This is a genomic window from Nocardia yamanashiensis, assembly GCF_021183565.1.
In the GTDB taxonomy this organism is placed as follows: Bacteria; Actinomycetota; Actinomycetes; order Mycobacteriales; family Mycobacteriaceae; genus Nocardia; species Nocardia yamanashiensis.
In genome coordinates this window covers 2419026-2435474 of sequence record NZ_CP089226.1, presented here as the reverse complement: position 1 = coordinate 2435474, position 16449 = coordinate 2419026, and the positions used below count along the sequence as shown (strand labels likewise).

Sequence of the window (16449 nt, the reverse complement as noted above, 5' to 3'; positions counted from 1 at the left end):
CGGCCCGAAGAAGATCCACAGCCGCTCGCGTCGCGCCAGGACCGCGAGCACCAGATCATCCATGGTCGGGAAGCTGTGGCGCAGTGCGGATTCCGTGACACCCGCGCGGGCTCACGCGATGGCGGCGTCGGTGGTCGTCATCACGTCAGTCTATCGCTGCGGCGCTGGTCAGGTGCGGTTTGATGGGTGATTGCGGGCGGTGCTCGCACCGCCGGCGGCGTGGAGGGACGGTACTGTCTGAAATGTTGGCCTTTTGAGGCGTGGGGTGCGGGCGAAGGGGAGATCGTGACGGGTACTGATCGACCGGTGCTGGTTCCCGGTGAGACCTGCTGGCAGATCGCGCGGGCCGATCGGCTGGCCTGCATCGTGGACGCGGCCGACTACTTCCGGTACGTGAAGTCGGCGATGTTGCAGGCGCGCAAGCGAATCGTGTTGATCGGGTGGGATTTCGACACCAGGATCAAGTTCGAACCGCAGGGCAAGACCTTGGCCGGGCCCGACACCTTGGGCCGGTTCCTGACCTGGTTGCCCAGGCAGCGACCGGATCTGGACATCTATCTGCTGAAGTGGAATCTCGGTGCGTTCGCGGCGATCGGGCGGGGGATGACGCCGATCTTCGTCATCAACTGGATGACCGATCGGCGGTTGCATCTCGAGATCGACGGTGCGCACCCGATCGGTTCGGCGCATCATCAGAAGATCGTGGTGATCGACGATGCGCTGGCGTTCTGCGGCGGGATCGACATGACCGTGGATCGCTGGGACACCAGCGATCATCGCGACGAGAACCACTATCGCACCGAGCCGAACGGGACCGTCTACGGTCCGTGGCACGATGCGACCACCGCGGTCGACGGTGCGGCGGCGCGCGCCATGGGGGAGCTGGCTCGTGCGCGCTGGCAGGCCGCGACGGGCGAGGAGCTCGAACCCGTCGATGATCCCGGTAGCAGACCGTGGCCGCGCGGTCTTGTGCCGATCATGCGCAATGTCGACGTCGGGATCGCCAGAACCCTGCCCGCACATGCCGACCGGATCGAAACCCGGGAGATCGAAGCCTTCTACCTGGCCGCTATCGCGAGCGCTTCCCGCTCGCTCTACATCGAGAGCCAATACCTGGCCTCGCGTACCCTGGCCGAAGCGCTGGCCGCCCGGCTGCGTGAACCGGACGGTCCGGAAATCGTTGTGGTGCTTCCCCGGCACGCCGATGGCTGGCTGGAACAGCTGGCGATGGACGGCGCGCGCAGCCGGCTGCTGCACCTGCTCTGGGAAGCCGACACCGGCGGTCGGCTCGGCGTCTACTATCCCGTCACCGAAGGCGGCGCTCCCGTGTACGTCCACGCGAAAGTGCTGGTGATGGACGACCGCATCCTGCGGGTGGGCTCATCCAACCTCAACAACCGTTCGATGGGGTTCGACAGCGAGTGCGATCTGATCGTGGAGGTCACCGACGCCACCCCCGATGCCGCCGACCTGCGCGCGACCATCCTCGATATCCGCCGGCAGTTGCTGTGCGAGCACCTGGATGTCGTTCCCGCCTTGTTCGACGAAACGCTCTCCCGCACAGGCTCACTCCTCGCCACCGTCGAAGCCTTGCGAAAGCCCGGCCGCACCTTGGTGCGCTTCGACCCGGACACCGTCCAGAACGAGGACAGCCCGCTGGCGGAGAACGAACTGATGGACCCCGAGCGCACTCCCGCGAGTCTCTGGGACCTCACCCTCCTGCAGCGAGGTCTCCGTCGATTGCGAGCTTCGGTGGCAGATTCCTAGAGGTGCGGCGGGATCAGCGAGATGACGGTGACCGCGGTGATCGCACTGCCGCAGGCGAGGGCGGCGAGCCGGGCCTGAGCGCGCGCGAGCCGGTCGTCGTGGCGTCGAGTGATCGACCCGCCGGTGCTCGGGATCGAGCGCGATCCGAAGGTTCGACTGGTGAGAGCCTCGTGTGTCACGGTCATGATCGCGGACTACCCCGCCGTGCCGACGCGAAACCGAACCGCCGCCCGCATTCGCTGAAACCGACCGTCCATCCTTCTCGGCGTCGGCAACGAATACCTCATCAGCGCCCGTATCGATCGGGACCCGCTCGGCGGGCGAATCGAGTTGATCTACAAGCATCTTTCGAGAAGGAGGCAAGGCATGATCCCGCACTTCATCGGTGACGTCATTCAGGCAGTGAACAGCTTCCTCGGTACGTTGCTGCTTCCGTAGCCCGGCGTGACCCGGGACCGCCCCTCGGCCCCGGGTCACTTCGCCGAAGCGATGCCCAGCGCCCCGGCCGCCGCAGTGGTGTATCTCGTGCCCGTATCCGCGCAGATCACCTCCGCGATCTTCACCAGCGCCGGGAGTTCACCGTCATCGAAATGCGCGGCACTCGGCGCGATGATCCGGCCCACATCCTCGCTGTACGCGAGATTCATCAGCCGATTGATCACCCGCCCACGCGCACGATCCGAATCCCCGTGGTAGACAAGCACCACCGACCACCCGAACTCGGCGGCAAGGTCATAAACCCGAGCCTGATCCCGCTCCCACGCCCCGCCCGACACATCCTTGCGCACGAACCCGATCACATGATCCGTCATGGACGCGCCCCGACGTACTCGCGATAGACAGGCCGTGTCATAGCGATACGCCCCCGCGCGGTGCTACACCACCCGTCCGTCGTACCCATCGCCAGCCCGCTCCGCGACAGCCGCAACAGCGCACGATGTATCGAGGTCACCGGTAGCCGCGTCACGCGACATAGTTGCGGTACGGACAATGTGCCTGCCGATCCGAGAACCGACAGTGCACCAAGAACTTTCGCTTCGGACTCAGTGAAAGCCATGGGTCACCACCTTGGGCTTATCGGTGACCCGGCCCGAGACGTTTCAGCCGCCGAAATTGCGGCGTGTCGCAGCGGATTACCCCGTCGGCCGATCGACACCGCGCGATGACCACACCCGTTCGGGGGTCGTCGGCCGTGAGGTGTGTTCGAGCAGGCGGGCGCTCAGTTCTGCGGCGTCGAGTCGGTGGGTTCCTTGTCGAGGAACGAAAGGATCGCGGCGGCTACTTCGTTGGGGAATTGGCCGTGGGGGTAGTGGCCGGCGTCGGGGATCATGACGATTTGCGGGGCGGGGAGGAGGGCGGCGATGGCGGTGGCTTCGGCGGCGGGGTCGGGGAAGTCGGAGTCTTGGGTGCCCATGACGATGAGGGTTGGTTGGGTGGCGCGGGGGAGGGCGTTGACGGCGGTGCGGGATTGGAGGGCTATGGCCATGGCGGCTGCGGCTGCCATGCGGCCGGGTTGGGCCATGGTGGTGACGAGCTTTTCGAGGTACTGGTCGAAATCGTCGGGGCGGTGGGTGGCGTAGGCGATGTCGCGCATGAAGCGGCCCAGCAACTTCGGGCTGCGCAGGCCGATGGTCGCGCCTACGAGGATCATGCCGCGCAGGTAGCCGGGGCGGAGCATGGAACGGGTGGGGCGGACCGGGCGGGTGGCGGGGCCGAGGTGGATGACGGCGTTCACCAGATCGGGGCGGTCGGCGGCGAGGATGGCGGCGGCGCCGGCGGAGAAGGAGGAACCGGCGACGGTGGCGGGGGCGCCGAGATGGTCGATGAGGGCGGCGATGTCGTCGGCGGTGTCGGATTGGGTGTAGCTGTCCCACTTGGGAGTCGAATCACCGTGTCCGCGCAGGTCGATGGTGGCGACCCGGAAGCCGGCCGCGGCCAGTAGCGGGGTGAGGTGACGGAAGGTGTCGCGGGAGTCGGCGAGACCGTGCGAGAGCACGATCGTGGGGCCGGTGCCGCTGAGTTCATAACCCAGCTGCCGCGTTCCACGCTGCAGGAATTCGACCATCGTATGTCTCCCCTCGAGTGCGGTCAGCTTCGCAATAGTAGAGGTGATCGGTTGGCCCGGAGGGTTTTCGAGCGGTGCCGTGTTCGGAACGCACTGAATGCTGCATCGCTGTTCGGTGAGGCGGTCGACAGGGTTCAGGGACCTTCGACCCAACCCGACTCCTGTTTTGTAATCAGCGGGATGGTGGAGCCCACTGGGGACGGTGGAGGTGGCGGAGGCCGCTCGGCTTCGCGCTGCCGGTACAACCGAGCCCTGAATCCCCGCTTCTCGTGTAACCGAGTCTCGGCTAGCTCCCACTTACGGTTGTCTGGATGCCAGATATCCTCGGCGTATTCACCAAGCTGGCTGTGCTCAGCGGCGAGTTCCACGAAACGGCTTCTACCTGAGTTCCTGAGGTTGCGATCGAGTTGGTGAGTGAACGAATGATGTTCTTGTAGAACGTCGTTCAGTTCCAGGCAGGCATCACAGGTGATCCAGTCGTCCTGGAGTGGGATCGCTCCGAACGAGAGGAACCTGTGGATCCGGCGCACGATAGCGTCTTCGGGTGCAAAGTACTTGGGTCGGTGAGTGATGTGGAGGAGCGCAAGACGCGCACATGTCATGGCGTCGGCTTTCCGTGGAAAGCTGATGTCGGCTGGTTGTAGGCGCGGTAGAGGTTGCTGGCGAAGTCGAATGATGTCGTGTCGCTCGCTGAGACTGCGGGTTTCGCAGATCTTTCGTGTATCGGTCTCTTCGCGATCGCGGTGCCAGAAGGCGCCGTCGTACTCTACGACGAGAGGATGGCCCTCGCGGTTGCCTATCATGAACATCATGTCGGCGCGGAGCTCATAGCGTCCAGCCACTCGGTAGTTTCGCGTACCCGTCCCGAGGACGAAGTTCAGGATTGCGTAGATGCTGCCCTCCGCGACGGACTCGCCGGGCGGACTGTCGCCTGGTCTGAGGAAGCGGCCAGCGCCGTACCAACCCATATCGCCAAGATAGCGACCACCCCCGACAAATCATCAACCTCAGCGGCCCGGCGGGTACATCGACGGTGCGTCCATCGATGTGGCACCGCATTGCGCTTTGTGGATGGTGAACGGGTTCGGGTTACCAGCTGTCGGTTCGCGGCAGCGGAATTGACGGCTGATAGCCGTTGCTGCCGTGTGGGGCGCTGTCGTGCCTTGTCGTGATTGAGGTGGCCGCCATTGCCGTTGCCGTGTCCGTCGTGGGGGCGCGTGATCGGTTCGAGGGGGTGTTGGGTGCCGCAGCTGTGGCGATGGGTGCCGCGGCGAACGCGACCGCACCCGCTGCCAGGGCGGCGATTCCGGCTTGGATGGTGACGGTTCGGATGCGGTGGGTGGCGGTGTCTGCCATGTCCCAACCCTTCTTTCTACTAGTTACGTACGCAGATAGTAGATATGATCGGGTGGGTGTCAACGCCGCGATTCGCGCCTGGGCCGTCTCGAGTAGGCTTGCGGGGCAGTCGGTTTCATTCTGAGTAGTTGCCTGGTGAATCAGCCTCGGCCGTGGCGTCTTTCGTAGGCGTCTCGTGCCGCGGCGCTGCGTTGCCGTTCGCGTTGGTCGGCCAGTGCTGGGTCGAGGCCGTGTTTGACGAGGCGGGCGCGGCGATAGACGTACATCAGGGCGGTGGTGAAGTAGATGAGGGGTAGGTACAGCAGGGCCATCATCGCCAGTCCGATCCACAGGGGGCCGGGGATCAGCAGGAACAGGCACAGGGGCGCGATGATCGGGATCAGGATGCGCAGCAGGTAGCGGCGGGTCGCGCCGGGGCCGGTCAGATCTTCGATCACCCACGCCGACATCGATTGCGGCAGAACGCCTCCGGTGATGTAGCGGATGCGCTGGGGGAGGGTGGGCGTCGTGGGTGCGGTCATGTGGTGCTCCGGGAGAGGGTCGGCGCCAGTTCGCGGGCGCGGGCGATGGCGTCGGGGGTGTGGTCGAACAGGTGCGTGGGGCCGCCAGTGGGGAGTGCGCCGATGGCGGCCAGGCGCCGCTGGTGGTCGGGGCGCAGACCTGACATCAGTACGGTGATGTGGCGGTGCTCGAGTTTGGTGATGGCGTCCTTGAGGACCAGTGCGCCGGTGGTGTCGAGCGCGGTCACGTGCGACATGCGCAGGATGATCACGTGGACGTCGCTGACTTCGGCGAGTTCGAGCAGGAAGCGGTGGGCGGCGGCGAAGAACAGTGGTCCGTCCAGGCGGTAGGCCACGACGTGGTCGTGCAGCAGGCGGTGTTCCTCGGCCAGATGTTCGGTGTCCTCGATCGGCGGTTCGATGGGGATCTGTTGCAGCCGTGCTTCTTTCGCGACCGCGCGTAGTGCGAGCAATACCGCGATGGCGACGCCGACGGCGACCGCGGTCACCAGATCGAGGGCCACGGTCACTACGAAGGTGATGGCCATGATGGCGGCGTCGGCCTTGGAGGCGCGGGCGATCGCCGAGAGGGACGCGGTCTCGACCATCCGTACCGTGGTCGCCAGCAGCACTCCGGCCAGCGCGGCCAGCGGCACCTCGGCCACGAGTGGCGCGGCGAGATAGATGATCGCGGCCAGTATTCCGGCGTGGGTGAGCGCGGCCAGGCGCGTGCGGGCCCCGGAGCGCACATTCACCGCGGTGCGGGCGATGGCACCCGTGGCGGGGACACCGCCGAACAATGGTGCGGCGATATTGGCCAGCCCCTGCCCGAACAGTTCCCGGTCGGGATTGTGCCGCGTGCCGACCGCCATCGAATCGGCGGCGGTCGCCGACAACAGCGATTCCAGCGCGGCGAGCGCGGCCACGGCCAAGGCGGGTGCGATGAGCGAGCCCAGCCGGTCTATCTCTACGAATCCCATTGTGGGAGAGGGCAATCCGGACGGAAGCGCGCCGATTCGAGGCAGGTCCAGTTCGAAGCCACGCGCGAGGACGGTGGCGGCGGCCACGGCCAGCAGCGCGAACGGCAGCTTCGGGAAGTACCGCCCGCCGATCAGCATGATCGCGGCTACCCCGAGCGCGGTGAGCAGCGCCGCGTGATGCGGCTGCGACAGGTACCGGCGCACCGCGTCGGCCGCGATCTGCCACACCTTCTCACCGTCCGCCTCTCCGATGCCGAGCGCGGACGGGAACTGCTGCAGCGCGATGACGACCGCGATGCCCGCGGTGAAACCCTCGATCACCGGGGCGGGCATGTATCGAACTGCCCGGCCCACCCCGGCGACCGCGAGCACCACCAGCACGAGGCCGGCCATCAGCCCCACGGCCAGCACCCCGCTCCCCCCGTGCCGGTGGAAGATGGGGACCAGGACCACGGTCATGGCCCCGGTCGGTCCGGACACCTGGAACCGCGAACCGCCGAAGACCGCCGCCACCGCACCGGCGATGACCGCGGTCGCCAGACCGGCCGCCGCGCCGAGCCCGGAGGAAATGCCGAAACCCAGCGCCAGCGGCAGCGCCACCAGCGCCACGATCAATCCCGATAGCAGGTCCGCGCCGGGGGAGCGCAGCGCGGGCTTCCAGTCCGTCCAGGCGGGTAGGAGTGCGCGCACGATCAGCGGGCGGCGGTGTCGGAACGCGCGTGTGCGAGACGGGTTTTCAGCGCGGCCAGTTGTTCGCGCAGCGTCTCGGGCAAGCGGTTGCCGCCGATGGTGGCGTACCAATCGTCAATGGACGCGATCTCCCCGACCCACTCGCCGGTATCGACTTCCAATGCGGCGGCCGCGAGTTCGCGCTGGGCCGGGGTCAAGCCGTCCAGGTCCAGCGCGCCGGGGCTCGGCACGTACCCGATGGGCGTCTCCTCGGCGGACGCCGCGCCGTCGAGGCGGTCCAGCGCCCACTTCAGGACCCGCACATTGTCACCGAACCCGGGCCACAGGAATTTGCCGTCGGCGCTGCGCCGGAACCAGTTGACCTGGAAGATCTTCGGCAGTTGCGCGCCTTCGCGGTCGGCGAGGGAAAGCCAGTGCGCGAAGTAGTCGCCGACGTGGTAGCCCAGGAACGGCAGCATCGCCATCGGATCGCGTCGCACCACTCCGACCTGCCCGGCCGCGGCGGCGGTGGTCTCCGAGGACAGCACCGAGGCGGTGAAGACCCCGTGCGCCCAATCGAAGGATTCGGCGATGAGCGGGATGGTGGAGGCGCGGCGGCCGCCGAAGAAGATCGCCGAGATCGGCACCCCGGCCGGATCGTTCCATTCCGGCGCGACCGACGGGCACTGCGCGATCGGGGTGCAGTAGCGCGAGTTCGGGTGCGCGGCAGGGGTTTGCGAGTCCGGTGTCCAGTCGTTGCCGTGCCAGTCGATCAGATGCGCAGGCGGCTGGTCGGTCAGCCCTTCCCACCAGATGTCGCCGTCGTCGGTGCGGGCCACATTGGTGAACAGGGAATTGCCGCGGTCGATGGTGGCGATCGCGTTCGGATTGGTCTTGGCGCCGGTGCCCGGTGCGACGCCGAAGAACCCGGCTTCCGGATTCACCGCGTAGAGCCGTCCGTCCGCGCCGAACCGCATCCACGCGATGTCGTCGCCGACGGTTTCGGCCCGCCAGCCCGGCAGCGCGGGTTCGAGCATGGCGAGGTTGGTCTTGCCGCACGAGGAGGGGAAGGCGGCGGCGATGTAGTGCGTCTTACCCTGCGGCGAGGTCAGTTTCAGAATCAGCATGTGCTCGGCCAGCCAGCCCTCGTCGCGGCCGATCACCGAGGCGATCCGCAGTGCGAAGCACTTCTTGCCCAGCAGCGCGTTGCCGCCGTAGCCGGAGCCGTAACTCCAGATCGTGCGCGATTCCGGGAAATGGGCGATGTACTTGGTCTTGTCGCACGGCCACGCCACATCGGCGTGTCCATCGGTCAGCGGCATCCCCACCGAGTGCAGGCATTTGACGAATTCCGTTCCCGCGGTGAGCTTCTCCCAGACCGGTGTGCCGGAGCGGGTCATGATCTGCATGGACACCGCCACGTACTCCGAATCGGTGATCTGCACACCGAATTTCGGATCCTCGGCATCCAGCGGCCCCATACAGAACGCGATCACGTACATGGTCCGCCCGGCCATGGCCCCGCGATAGTGCTCGGTCATGACGGTGCGCATATCCAGGGGATCGACCCAGTTGTTGGTCGGGCCGGCGTCGTCCTTGCGCTCGGAGCAGATGAACGTCCGGTCCTCCACCCGCGCCACATCGTCGGGATCGGAGACGCACCAGAACGAGTTCGGTTTGCGTTGCAGGGGTACGAAAGTGCCCTTGTCCACGAGCAACCCGGTCAGCCGGTCCCATTCGGCGCGGGTCCCGTCGCAGAACACGATCCGCTCCGGTGCGGTGAGCTCGGCGACCTCGGCCACCCAGGCGAGGATGCGCTCGTGCTCGGTCGGCGCCGCGGTGGCGCTGGGGACGGCGATGGACTGGTTGGTCACGGCGAATTCTCCTTTACGAAACCGCTAGATAGTTAGTTTAGAAAGTCTGCAATCAGTGGCCGCGCGGCTGCCCACGCGATCCGGTGTGAAGGTCAGGCCGGCCGTTCCAGGGCTTCGACCTGTCCGGTGGCCACGCCGGTGAGGATCGCTCGGGCGGTGGCGAGGAGTTCGGCGACTTCGGAGCTGGTGAGTTCGTAAGTGACCGAGAGGCCTTCGCGGCGGGCGGTGACCAGACCGGCGCGCCGCAGAATCGACAGCTGCTGGGACAGGTTGGCCGGTTCGACGCCGATCTCGGTGACCATCTCCGAGACCGCGTGCTCACGCTGGCTGAGCAATTCCAGTACCCGGATGCGCACCGGGTGGCCCAGGGTTTTGAAGAACTCGGCCTTCATTTGATAGAGCGGCCGTTGCAGTCCCGGCATGTGCGCCACTCCTTCTGCAGACGGCGGGCGAGCGGTGCGACGACCGCTCGATTGATTGCGAACTTTAGCAAGCAGTATAACTAGACCGGTCGCGGGGCCCTCGGCTCGCTGACCGAGCACCGCGGCGCATCGTCACTTGCCCCTATCGAAACCATGGAGATCACGCGTGCCTGTCGCCACATTGAACGGAATCCAGCTCAACTACGACGTGACCGGTTCGGGTCCACTGGTCGTGCTGGTGATGGGATCCGGCAGTCCCGGACGGGTCTGGCGCACATACCAGGTGCCCGCACTGGTCAAGGCCGGGTTCCGGGTGGCCACCCTGGACAATCGCGGGATCGCGCCCTCGGCCGAGAGCGCCGCCGGCATCCGCATGGAGGACATGGTCGGTGACATCGCCGCGCTCATCGAGCATCTCGGCGGTGGGCCCGCCGCCGTGGTCGGCACCTCGATGGGTTCGCGCGTGGTCGCCGAACTGGCCCTGGCCCGCCCCGACCTGGTCGGCAAAGCCGTGCTGATGGCCGCCACCGGCCGCCCGGATCCCGTTGCGCAGATGCTCAATCGGGGCGAACGCGCGCTGATCGACGAAGGCGTGCAACTGCCGCCGTCCTACGCGGCCGCCATCAAAGCCATCCTGAACCTGTCCCCGGCCACCCTCGCCGAACCGGGCAAAGCCCAGGAATGGCTCGATATCTTCGAATTCACCGCATCCGGCAAACCTTCGGCCGGAGTGCGCGCCCAACTCGGCATGGACCGCTCCCGCGACCGCCTGGCTGACTACCGCCGTATCACCGTCCCCACCCTCGTCATCGGCTTCGCCGACGACCGCATGGTCCCGCCCGAACTCGGCCGCGAAGTCGCCGCCGCGATCCCCGCCGCCCGCTACACCCAGATCGACCACTGCGGACACTACGGCTATCTCGAACAGCCCGACACGGTGAACCGCACGATCATCGAATTCCTTTCCGCGCCTGCCGGCCCGCTCGCCGCTGGTGTGCGAACTACGTAGCTACTTAGTACTATCGCTCGCGTGATCGACGACCGAGTGGACCGTGGCGCCGCACGCGTGCGGTTTGCGCGGTTGCTTCTGGTGTTGGTCGCACTGGCGGGGCTCGGCCTCGCGCACTGCGCGATGTGTGCGGACCCGATGCCGATGGTCATGGAGCCTGGTGTCGGCTCGGCCGATGTCGTGGCGCATCCCGGCATCACCTCCGATGGCGCGGGTTTCGAAGTGCTGAACGGTCCAGTTGCGATGTTCGCCGATCCGTCCGGGCCGACGATGCCGCCGGCCGGTTTGATGCTGGTGTGCGTCACGGTGCTGGCCGTATTGCTGTACGTAGCGGTGATATCGGCGCCGCGGAGTTGGCTCGACCGTAGAGGACCTGACGGCGGGCTGGTCCTGAGACCGCCCGAGATTCCTTGTCGCCCACCCAGCCTGGCCGAACTCTGCGTGCTCAGGACATAGACCGATCTCGATCATCGTGGTGACACCGCCACGATGACGGCAGTGCTGTGCGCCTCTACCGCACCCCTGCCGAAATCGGTCATGTCTGCGTAATCACTTCGCCAGGAGCTCTTTTCGTGAACCTTCTTCCCGTTCTCGCCACCGGTTTGTTCGCCGGCGGTGTGTCATGTGCCGCCGTACAGGGCGGCTTGCTGACAGGTCTGATCACTCGCCAGCGTGCTGCCGAATCCGCCACGGCCGTCACAACATCGGAACAGACGTCGCGTGCTACCGCTGGAACGGCATCGGCAGGATGGGCCGCGCGCCTCGGCGACGATCTCGCGCCGGTCATGGGATTCCTGGCTGGAAAGCTGTTGTCGCATACGCTGCTAGGCGCCCTGCTGGGTGCGCTCGGCGCGGCCGTCCAGCTCTCGGCCGGGGTGCGATCGTGGTTGCAGATCTGCGCCGGATTGCTGATCGTGGTGTTCGGCCTCGCGCAGCTGGGCGTACCGGGTTTCCGGAGTATCGTCGTCGAACCGCCACAGTCGTGGATGCGTTTGGTGCGCCGGCGCAGCCGGTCGCGGTCGGCGCTGGCGCCCGCGGTCCTGGGCCTGGTCACCGTGCTCATTCCGTGCGGCGTGACACTCTCGGTGGAAGCCCTGGCGCTGGCCTCGGGTTCGGCGTTCTGGGGCGCCGCGATCATGGCCGTGTTCGTACTCGGCACCGGCCCGCTGTTCGCGCTGCTCGGGTATGCCGCGCGGGTCGCCGCGACGGTGTGGCGCGGACGTCTCGCGCTGGCCACCGGGCTGGCGGTGCTCGCCATGGGGCTGATCACCCTGAACGGTGGCCTCGAATTGGCGGGAAGTCCTTGGGCCGCAAGCCGGATCGCGCAGGCCGCCGGCCTGACCACATCGGCCGCCGATGCGACGGCCACCGCGGTATCCGACGGCGTGCAGACGGTTGTGGTGACGGTGCGCCCCGGCGCCTACTCACCCCGGAACGTCCAAGCGAAGGCCGGGCTGCCGACCATCCTCGTGCTGAACTCCGAGAACGCCAAGGGCTGCATCCGTTCCCTGGTCATTCCGTCCCGAGGCATCGAGAAGACGCTGCCCGTGCGTGGTGAAACGCGCGTCGAACTGGGCGTACTCGATCCCGGCCGACTCGACTACACCTGCGGAATGGGCATGTACTCCGGCGTCATCACCGTCGTCTGACCACGAAACCACCCTGCGACACCACCGGAGCCGTACCCATGATCACTTACATCTTCGACATCGACGGAATGCACTGTGGCAGTTGCGCATTGCTGATCGACGATGCCCTCGCGGATCTGGCCGGCGTTCTCGACTCGACCACCTCGGTCAAGAAGCGGCGCTGTACCGTCGAGGCCGACTCCGAGCGAGTCGCGCCCGAGGACATCGTCGCCGCCGTCAAGGGCCTGGGTTACACCGCGACTGTCCGGACGTGAGGTGAGCCGCGCTCGGCACGAGGGGACTGCCGGGCGCGGCTCACGTCAGTGGGGAGCCCGCGGTTACTTGGCCGCGGACGGCGCGGGGGCGTTGATGGTGGTGAAGTACTGGACGGCGGCGGCGATCACCACGGGGGCGGTGACGAAGAGCTGGCCGGCTACGGTGCCGAGGAAGCCGGTGAGGCTGGCGCCGATGACGCAGCCGCCGAGGGGGCCGAGGCCGAAGATGGCGGCCAGGGGGATGGTGGCGGCGAAGGCTACGCCGGCGCCGAGGAGGCAGCCGAGGCCGGCGCCGCCGATGCCGCCGACCAGGGTGCCGATGGTGGCGCCCATGGTGATGGTCTGGGTCATGCGGTTCCAGGCGGCCTGTTCGCGCTCGTACTCCGACTTCCAGGGGGCCTGGTTCTCGTAGGGGAGGGCGACCGGCTTGTAGGTGGCGTGGGCGAGATCGAACTGGGGGGTGAGGGTGGCGGTGTGGTTGTTGATCTCGGCGGCGATGGGGAAGACGAAATCGTCCACGCGGAAGGACAATTCGGTGCCGCCGAGCACGGTGCCGTCGGCGGCCTTGATCGCGAAGACGCCGTTCTCGGCGGTCAGGGAGCCGGCATCGGTGGTGATGACGGCGTTCTTCTCGCTGATCTGCGCGGCGTAGTTCACCGGTTCGGCGGCGGCGGGGGCCGGAGCGGCGGTGGCCGTTCCGCACCCGACGACGGCGGTGCCGATCAGCAGGGCGGAGGTGGCGGCGATCTTCCTCATCTTGTCCTTCTCAGGGCCTCCCTGAACCAACTTGGAACCCGAATGGTTGGATCATTCGGACCGGATGCGTGGTTCAGGTCACGTGGAGCAGCTAAGCGGGCGCTTAGTGAACGGAACGTTAACTGGATCACAGCACTGTGGTCAAGCTCACGGCAGGGGCAGACCCGGAGAGTGGGATGAAATCGCCCGGTCAGGGGCCGGAAATTGGGTTCAGGCGGGCAGTGTGAGCACCTCCGCGCCGGAGTCGGTGATGGCGATGGTGTGCTCGGAATGGGCGGTGTGCGAGCCGTCGGCGGAACGGATGGTCCAGCCATCGGGATCGGTGTAGACGCGGTCGGTGGTGCGGGCGAACCAGGGCTCGATGGCCAGGGTGAGGCCGGGGGTGAGGCGGAAGCCGCGTCCGGGGCGGCCGGCATTGGACACGTGCGGGTCCTCGTGCATGGTGCGGCCCAGGCCGTGGCCGCCGTATTCGGTGTTCACGCGGTAGCCGTTGGCGCGGGCGACCGCTTCGATAGCGGCGGAGATATCGCCCATCCGATTACCCGGGCGGGCCACCTCGATAGCGGCGGCCAGGGCTTCCTCGGTAGCGCGCACCAGACGCACGTCCTCCGGGTCCGGGGTGCCGACGATGACCGTGACCGCCGAATCGGCCACCCAGCCGTCGATGCTCACGGCCAGGTCCATGCTCAGCACATCGCCGTCGCGCAGCGCGTAATCGTGCGGAAGTCCGTGCAGGACGGCGTCATTGACCGACAGGCAGATGGTGTTGCGGAACGGTCCGCGCCCGAAGGAGGGCGAGTAGTCGACGTAGCAGGACACCGCGCCGCGTTCGCGGATGCGTTCGCGCACGATGGCTTCCAGTTCCAAGAGGTTGACCCCGATCTGCGCCTTCGTGCGCAGTTCGGCGAGTACATCCGCGACGAACCGGCCGGTCACTCGCATACGTGCGATCTCCTCGGCAGACTTGAGTTCCACCATGACGAACCTCCAATGCTCGGTATTTTTATACCGACCATAGCGGCTTGCGGTATTTAAATACCAACCGTAGTGTGGCCCGCATGGTCCGACTGCCGCTGACTCCCGCCCAGCTCGAGGCCGGCCGCCGGCTCGGCGCCGCCCTGCGCGCCGCCCGCGCCGAACGTGAACTCACCGCGGTCGCCGCCGCGGCGGGCATCTCGCCGGAAACCTTGCGCAAGATCGAATCCGGGCGGCTGCCGACCCCCGCCTTCGGTACGGTCGTCGCGCTCGCCCGCGCCCTGGAGATCCCCCTGGACGAGCTGGCCGAGGTATGGCAGTCGACGTCGGCCGAACTGCACCGCTCGGCCTCCTGAATTCGCGCCACCCACAGCCGATTCCGAGCAGCGAAAACCGCGTGCCGGTCGCACCGCCCAGGAGCCGCGGTGCTCACGAACAGGCCGCGACGTGCTCGCGAACAAGCCGCGACGTGCTCGCGAACAAGCCGCGACGTGCTCGCGAACAAGCCGCGACGTGCTCACGGACACGGCCACGAGGTGCTCACGGACCGGCCACGAGGTACTCGCGGACCGGCCAAGATGTGCTCACAGACGCGTCCACGATTTCCTCACGAACGTGATAGCTGCCGCACGCGGGCGCACTCGCGGGTGAGGTGGTCGCGTTCGGGCTCGCTGGTGGCCGCGCGGGCCGCCGCCGCGTACAGTTCGGCGGCTTGTACGAGATCACCCGTACGTTCGACGAGATAGGCGCGCGCGGCGGTGTAGCGCGGCAACCCCGGATCGACCTGGTCCAGCGCCGCCAATCCCGCGTGCGGCCCATCGGCCTCACCGACCGCGACCGCCCGATTGAGTTGCACCACCGGGCTGTTGGTGAGCTTGAGCAACTCGTCGTACCACTCGACGATCTGCACCCAATCGGTCTCGGCGGCGACGCGGGCATCGGCGTGCAAGGCGGCGATCGCGGCCTGCGCCTGATACTCGCCGAGACGGTCGCGGGCCAGCGCCGCCTGCAGGATCGTCACCCCCTCGGCGATCAGCGCGGTGTCCCAGCGGCTTCGGTCCTGTTCCGCGAGCGGCACCAGCCGCCCGCCCGGCCCGAGCCGGGACGCCCGCCGGGCATGATGCAGCAGCATGAGCGCCAGCAAACCCGCCACCTCGGGCTCGTCGGTGGCGGCGGCCAGCTGCCGGGTCAGGCGAATGGCCTCGGCCGACAGATCGACATCGCCGCCGTAGCCCTCGTTGAACACCAGATACAGCACCCGCAACACCGTCGCCGGATCCCCGGGTTGGTTCAATGGCACCCCGCCCAGCCGCTTCTTGGCGCGGCTGATCCGTTGCGCCATGGTCGCTTCCGGCACCAGATAGGCCGCCGCGATCTGCCGCGTGGTGAGGCCGCCGACCGCGCGCAAGGTCAACGCCACCGCCGACGCGGGCGACAGCGCCGGGTGCGCGCACAGAAAGTAGAGCCACAGCGAATCGTCGGTGCCCGGGACCGGATCTGGCGGCGGCTCGGCGTCGATGACCAGTTCCCTGCCGCGCCGCGCGGTTTCGGCGCGGGCGGCATCGAGGAACCGGTGCCAGGCCGCCGTCACCAGCCAGGCTTTCGGATCGTGCGGCGGGTCGGCAGGCCAGGTCTGCAAGGCCCGGATCAGCGCCTCCTGCACGGCATCCTCGGCCGAGGCGAAATCAGCGCCGCGCCGGACCAGGATGCCGATCACCGCGGGCACCAGATCCCGCAGCAGCGCCTCGTTCACTCGGTGACCGTGGGCAGCGCGGTGAAGAAGGGCCGGATCTCGAGCCATTCCTGGATCGGGACGCCGCCGGCGCCGGGCGCGGCGGACAGTTCGGCGGCCAGTTCCAAAGCGCGCTCATAGGATTCCACGTCGATGATGGTCCACCCGGCGACCAAATCCTTGGTCTCGGCGAACGGCCCGTCGGTGACCGGCGGGCGGCCCTCGCCGTCGGAACGGACCCAGGCGCCCTGCGGGGCCAGCGCCCGATGTTCGACGAACTCCCCGGTGGCCTCCAGCTTGGCTGCGAAGTCTTGCATGTACTGCACATGTGCGGTGACTTCCTCCGGCGTCCACTGGTCCATCGGCACATTGTTGGCTGGAGCCGGTGCGCCGCGATAGTGCTTGAGCAGCAGGTATTTAGCCATGATCGTCTCCTCGAAG

19 protein-coding genes are annotated in these 16449 nt (G+C 67.3%); 6 read left to right on the top strand and 13 right to left on the bottom strand.

All coding sequences use genetic code 11. The features are described 5' to 3' along the window. Positions 1-285: 285 nt before the first annotated feature. Positions 286-1767, top strand: coding sequence for a phospholipase D-like domain-containing protein (locus LTV02_RS11780; RefSeq protein ID WP_233040023.1), 1482 nt, complete (start codon positions 286-288; stop codon positions 1765-1767). Here the strand turns inward: LTV02_RS11780 and LTV02_RS11775 are convergent. From LTV02_RS11775 to LTV02_RS11735, 9 genes are all read right to left on the bottom strand, one after another. Further along, the gene (locus tag LTV02_RS11775; RefSeq protein ID WP_233040022.1) at positions 1764-1952 is read right to left on the bottom strand and encodes a hypothetical protein; all 189 of its coding nucleotides are present in this window, start codon (positions 1950-1952) and stop codon (positions 1764-1766) included. The two genes, LTV02_RS11780 and LTV02_RS11775, sit on opposite strands and share 4 nt — an antisense overlap. A gap of 288 nt (positions 1953-2240) precedes the next feature. Continuing rightward, positions 2241-2579, bottom strand: coding sequence for a hypothetical protein (locus tag LTV02_RS11770; protein ID WP_233040021.1), 339 nt, complete (start codon positions 2577-2579; stop codon positions 2241-2243). 407 nt (positions 2580-2986) lie between these two features. Then, complete coding sequence (locus LTV02_RS11765) at positions 2987-3832, bottom strand: alpha/beta fold hydrolase (protein WP_233040020.1); 846 nt, start codon at positions 3830-3832, stop codon at positions 2987-2989. 134 nt (positions 3833-3966) lie between these two features. Next, entirely contained in the window at positions 3967-4800 is an 834-nt protein-coding gene (locus LTV02_RS11760) for a hypothetical protein (protein ID WP_233040019.1), read from the bottom strand. Between the two features lie 121 nt (positions 4801-4921). Then, positions 4922-5188, bottom strand: a complete 267-nt coding sequence (locus tag LTV02_RS11755; protein WP_233040018.1) for a hypothetical protein — start codon at positions 5186-5188, stop codon at positions 4922-4924. A 140-nt stretch (positions 5189-5328) separates the two neighbouring features. After that, on the bottom strand, positions 5329-5709 hold the full coding sequence (locus tag LTV02_RS11750) for a DUF5313 family protein (RefSeq protein WP_067723029.1): 381 nt from the start codon (positions 5707-5709) through the stop codon (positions 5329-5331). Beyond that, positions 5706-7358: a SulP family inorganic anion transporter gene (locus tag LTV02_RS11745; RefSeq protein WP_233040017.1), complete on the bottom strand. Its 1653-nt coding sequence runs from the start codon at positions 7356-7358 to the stop codon at positions 5706-5708. Before LTV02_RS11745 ends, LTV02_RS11750 begins: the two co-directional genes overlap by 4 nt. Before the next feature lie 2 nt (positions 7359-7360). Then, on the bottom strand, positions 7361-9211 hold the full coding sequence (locus tag LTV02_RS11740; RefSeq protein ID WP_233040016.1) for a phosphoenolpyruvate carboxykinase (GTP): 1851 nt from the start codon (positions 9209-9211) through the stop codon (positions 7361-7363). Positions 9212-9303: 92 nt separating this feature from the next. Next, complete coding sequence (locus LTV02_RS11735; protein WP_067723039.1) at positions 9304-9633, bottom strand: ArsR/SmtB family transcription factor; 330 nt, start codon at positions 9631-9633, stop codon at positions 9304-9306. Positions 9634-9799: 166 nt separating this feature from the next. Between LTV02_RS11735 and LTV02_RS11730 the strand changes: the two genes are divergently transcribed. The 4 genes from LTV02_RS11730 (at position 9800) to LTV02_RS11715 (ending at position 12545) form a co-directional block, all read left to right on the top strand. After that, positions 9800-10642: an alpha/beta fold hydrolase gene (locus LTV02_RS11730; protein ID WP_233040015.1), complete on the top strand. Its 843-nt coding sequence runs from the start codon at positions 9800-9802 to the stop codon at positions 10640-10642. Positions 10643-10663: 21 nt separating this feature from the next. Beyond that, positions 10664-11098, top strand: coding sequence for a hypothetical protein (locus tag LTV02_RS11725; RefSeq protein ID WP_233040014.1), 435 nt, complete (start codon positions 10664-10666; stop codon positions 11096-11098). Between the two features lie 116 nt (positions 11099-11214). Further along, positions 11215-12291: an urease accessory protein UreH domain-containing protein gene (locus LTV02_RS11720; protein WP_233040013.1), complete on the top strand. Its 1077-nt coding sequence runs from the start codon at positions 11215-11217 to the stop codon at positions 12289-12291. Between the two features lie 38 nt (positions 12292-12329). Continuing rightward, positions 12330-12545 carry a heavy-metal-associated domain-containing protein gene (locus tag LTV02_RS11715; protein ID WP_233040012.1) on the top strand — a complete coding sequence of 72 codons (216 nt, stop codon included), beginning with the start codon at positions 12330-12332 and terminating at the stop codon, positions 12543-12545. A gap of 63 nt (positions 12546-12608) precedes the next feature. On the opposite strand, the gene LTV02_RS11710 is transcribed toward LTV02_RS11715, so the two are convergent. Continuing rightward, on the bottom strand, positions 12609-13301 hold the full coding sequence (locus LTV02_RS11710; RefSeq protein ID WP_233040011.1) for a hypothetical protein: 693 nt from the start codon (positions 13299-13301) through the stop codon (positions 12609-12611). Positions 13302-13511: 210 nt separating this feature from the next. Then, positions 13512-14279, bottom strand: coding sequence for a type I methionyl aminopeptidase (gene map / locus LTV02_RS11705; RefSeq protein ID WP_233040010.1), 768 nt, complete (start codon positions 14277-14279; stop codon positions 13512-13514). An 80-nt stretch (positions 14280-14359) separates the two neighbouring features. On the opposite strand from map, the gene LTV02_RS11700 reads away from it, so the two are divergent. Continuing rightward, positions 14360-14632, top strand: coding sequence for a helix-turn-helix domain-containing protein (locus LTV02_RS11700; protein WP_067723069.1), 273 nt, complete (start codon positions 14360-14362; stop codon positions 14630-14632). A gap of 251 nt (positions 14633-14883) precedes the next feature. Here the strand turns inward: LTV02_RS11700 and LTV02_RS11695 are convergent, their stop codons facing one another. Next, entirely contained in the window at positions 14884-16029 is a 1146-nt protein-coding gene (locus tag LTV02_RS11695) for an RNA polymerase sigma factor (protein WP_233040009.1), read from the bottom strand. Beyond that, positions 16026-16433, bottom strand: a complete 408-nt coding sequence (locus LTV02_RS11690; RefSeq protein ID WP_233040008.1) for a YciI family protein — start codon at positions 16431-16433, stop codon at positions 16026-16028. The genes LTV02_RS11695 and LTV02_RS11690 overlap by 4 nt, the downstream gene beginning before the upstream one ends. Positions 16434-16449 lie beyond the last annotated feature (16 nt).

Excerpts from the sequence above, each read along its gene's own strand:
- LTV02_RS11775 (WP_233040022.1), bottom strand. The coding sequence starts at position 1,952 with ATGACCGTGACACACGAGGCTCTCACCAGTCGAACCTTCGGATCGCGC.
- LTV02_RS11770 (WP_233040021.1), bottom strand. The coding sequence starts at position 2,579 with ATGACGGATCATGTGATCGGGTTCGTGCGCAAGGATGTGTCGGGCGGG.
- LTV02_RS11765 (WP_233040020.1), bottom strand. The coding sequence starts at position 3,832 with ATGGTCGAATTCCTGCAGCGTGGAACGCGGCAGCTGGGTTATGAACTC.
- LTV02_RS11760 (WP_233040019.1), bottom strand. The coding sequence starts at position 4,800 with ATGGGTTGGTACGGCGCTGGCCGCTTCCTCAGACCAGGCGACAGTCCG.
- LTV02_RS11755 (WP_233040018.1), bottom strand. The coding sequence starts at position 5,188 with ATGGCAGACACCGCCACCCACCGCATCCGAACCGTCACCATCCAAGCC.
- LTV02_RS11750 (WP_067723029.1), bottom strand. The coding sequence starts at position 5,709 with ATGACCGCACCCACGACGCCCACCCTCCCCCAGCGCATCCGCTACATC.
- LTV02_RS11735 (WP_067723039.1), bottom strand. The coding sequence starts at position 9,633 with ATGCCGGGACTGCAACGGCCGCTCTATCAAATGAAGGCCGAGTTCTTC.
- LTV02_RS11715 (WP_233040012.1), top strand. The coding sequence starts at position 12,330 with ATGATCACTTACATCTTCGACATCGACGGAATGCACTGTGGCAGTTGC.
- LTV02_RS11710 (WP_233040011.1), bottom strand. The coding sequence starts at position 13,301 with ATGAGGAAGATCGCCGCCACCTCCGCCCTGCTGATCGGCACCGCCGTC.
- map (WP_233040010.1), bottom strand. The coding sequence starts at position 14,279 with ATGGTGGAACTCAAGTCTGCCGAGGAGATCGCACGTATGCGAGTGACC.
- LTV02_RS11700 (WP_067723069.1), top strand. The coding sequence starts at position 14,360 with ATGGTCCGACTGCCGCTGACTCCCGCCCAGCTCGAGGCCGGCCGCCGG.
- LTV02_RS11690 (WP_233040008.1), bottom strand. The coding sequence starts at position 16,433 with ATGGCTAAATACCTGCTGCTCAAGCACTATCGCGGCGCACCGGCTCCA.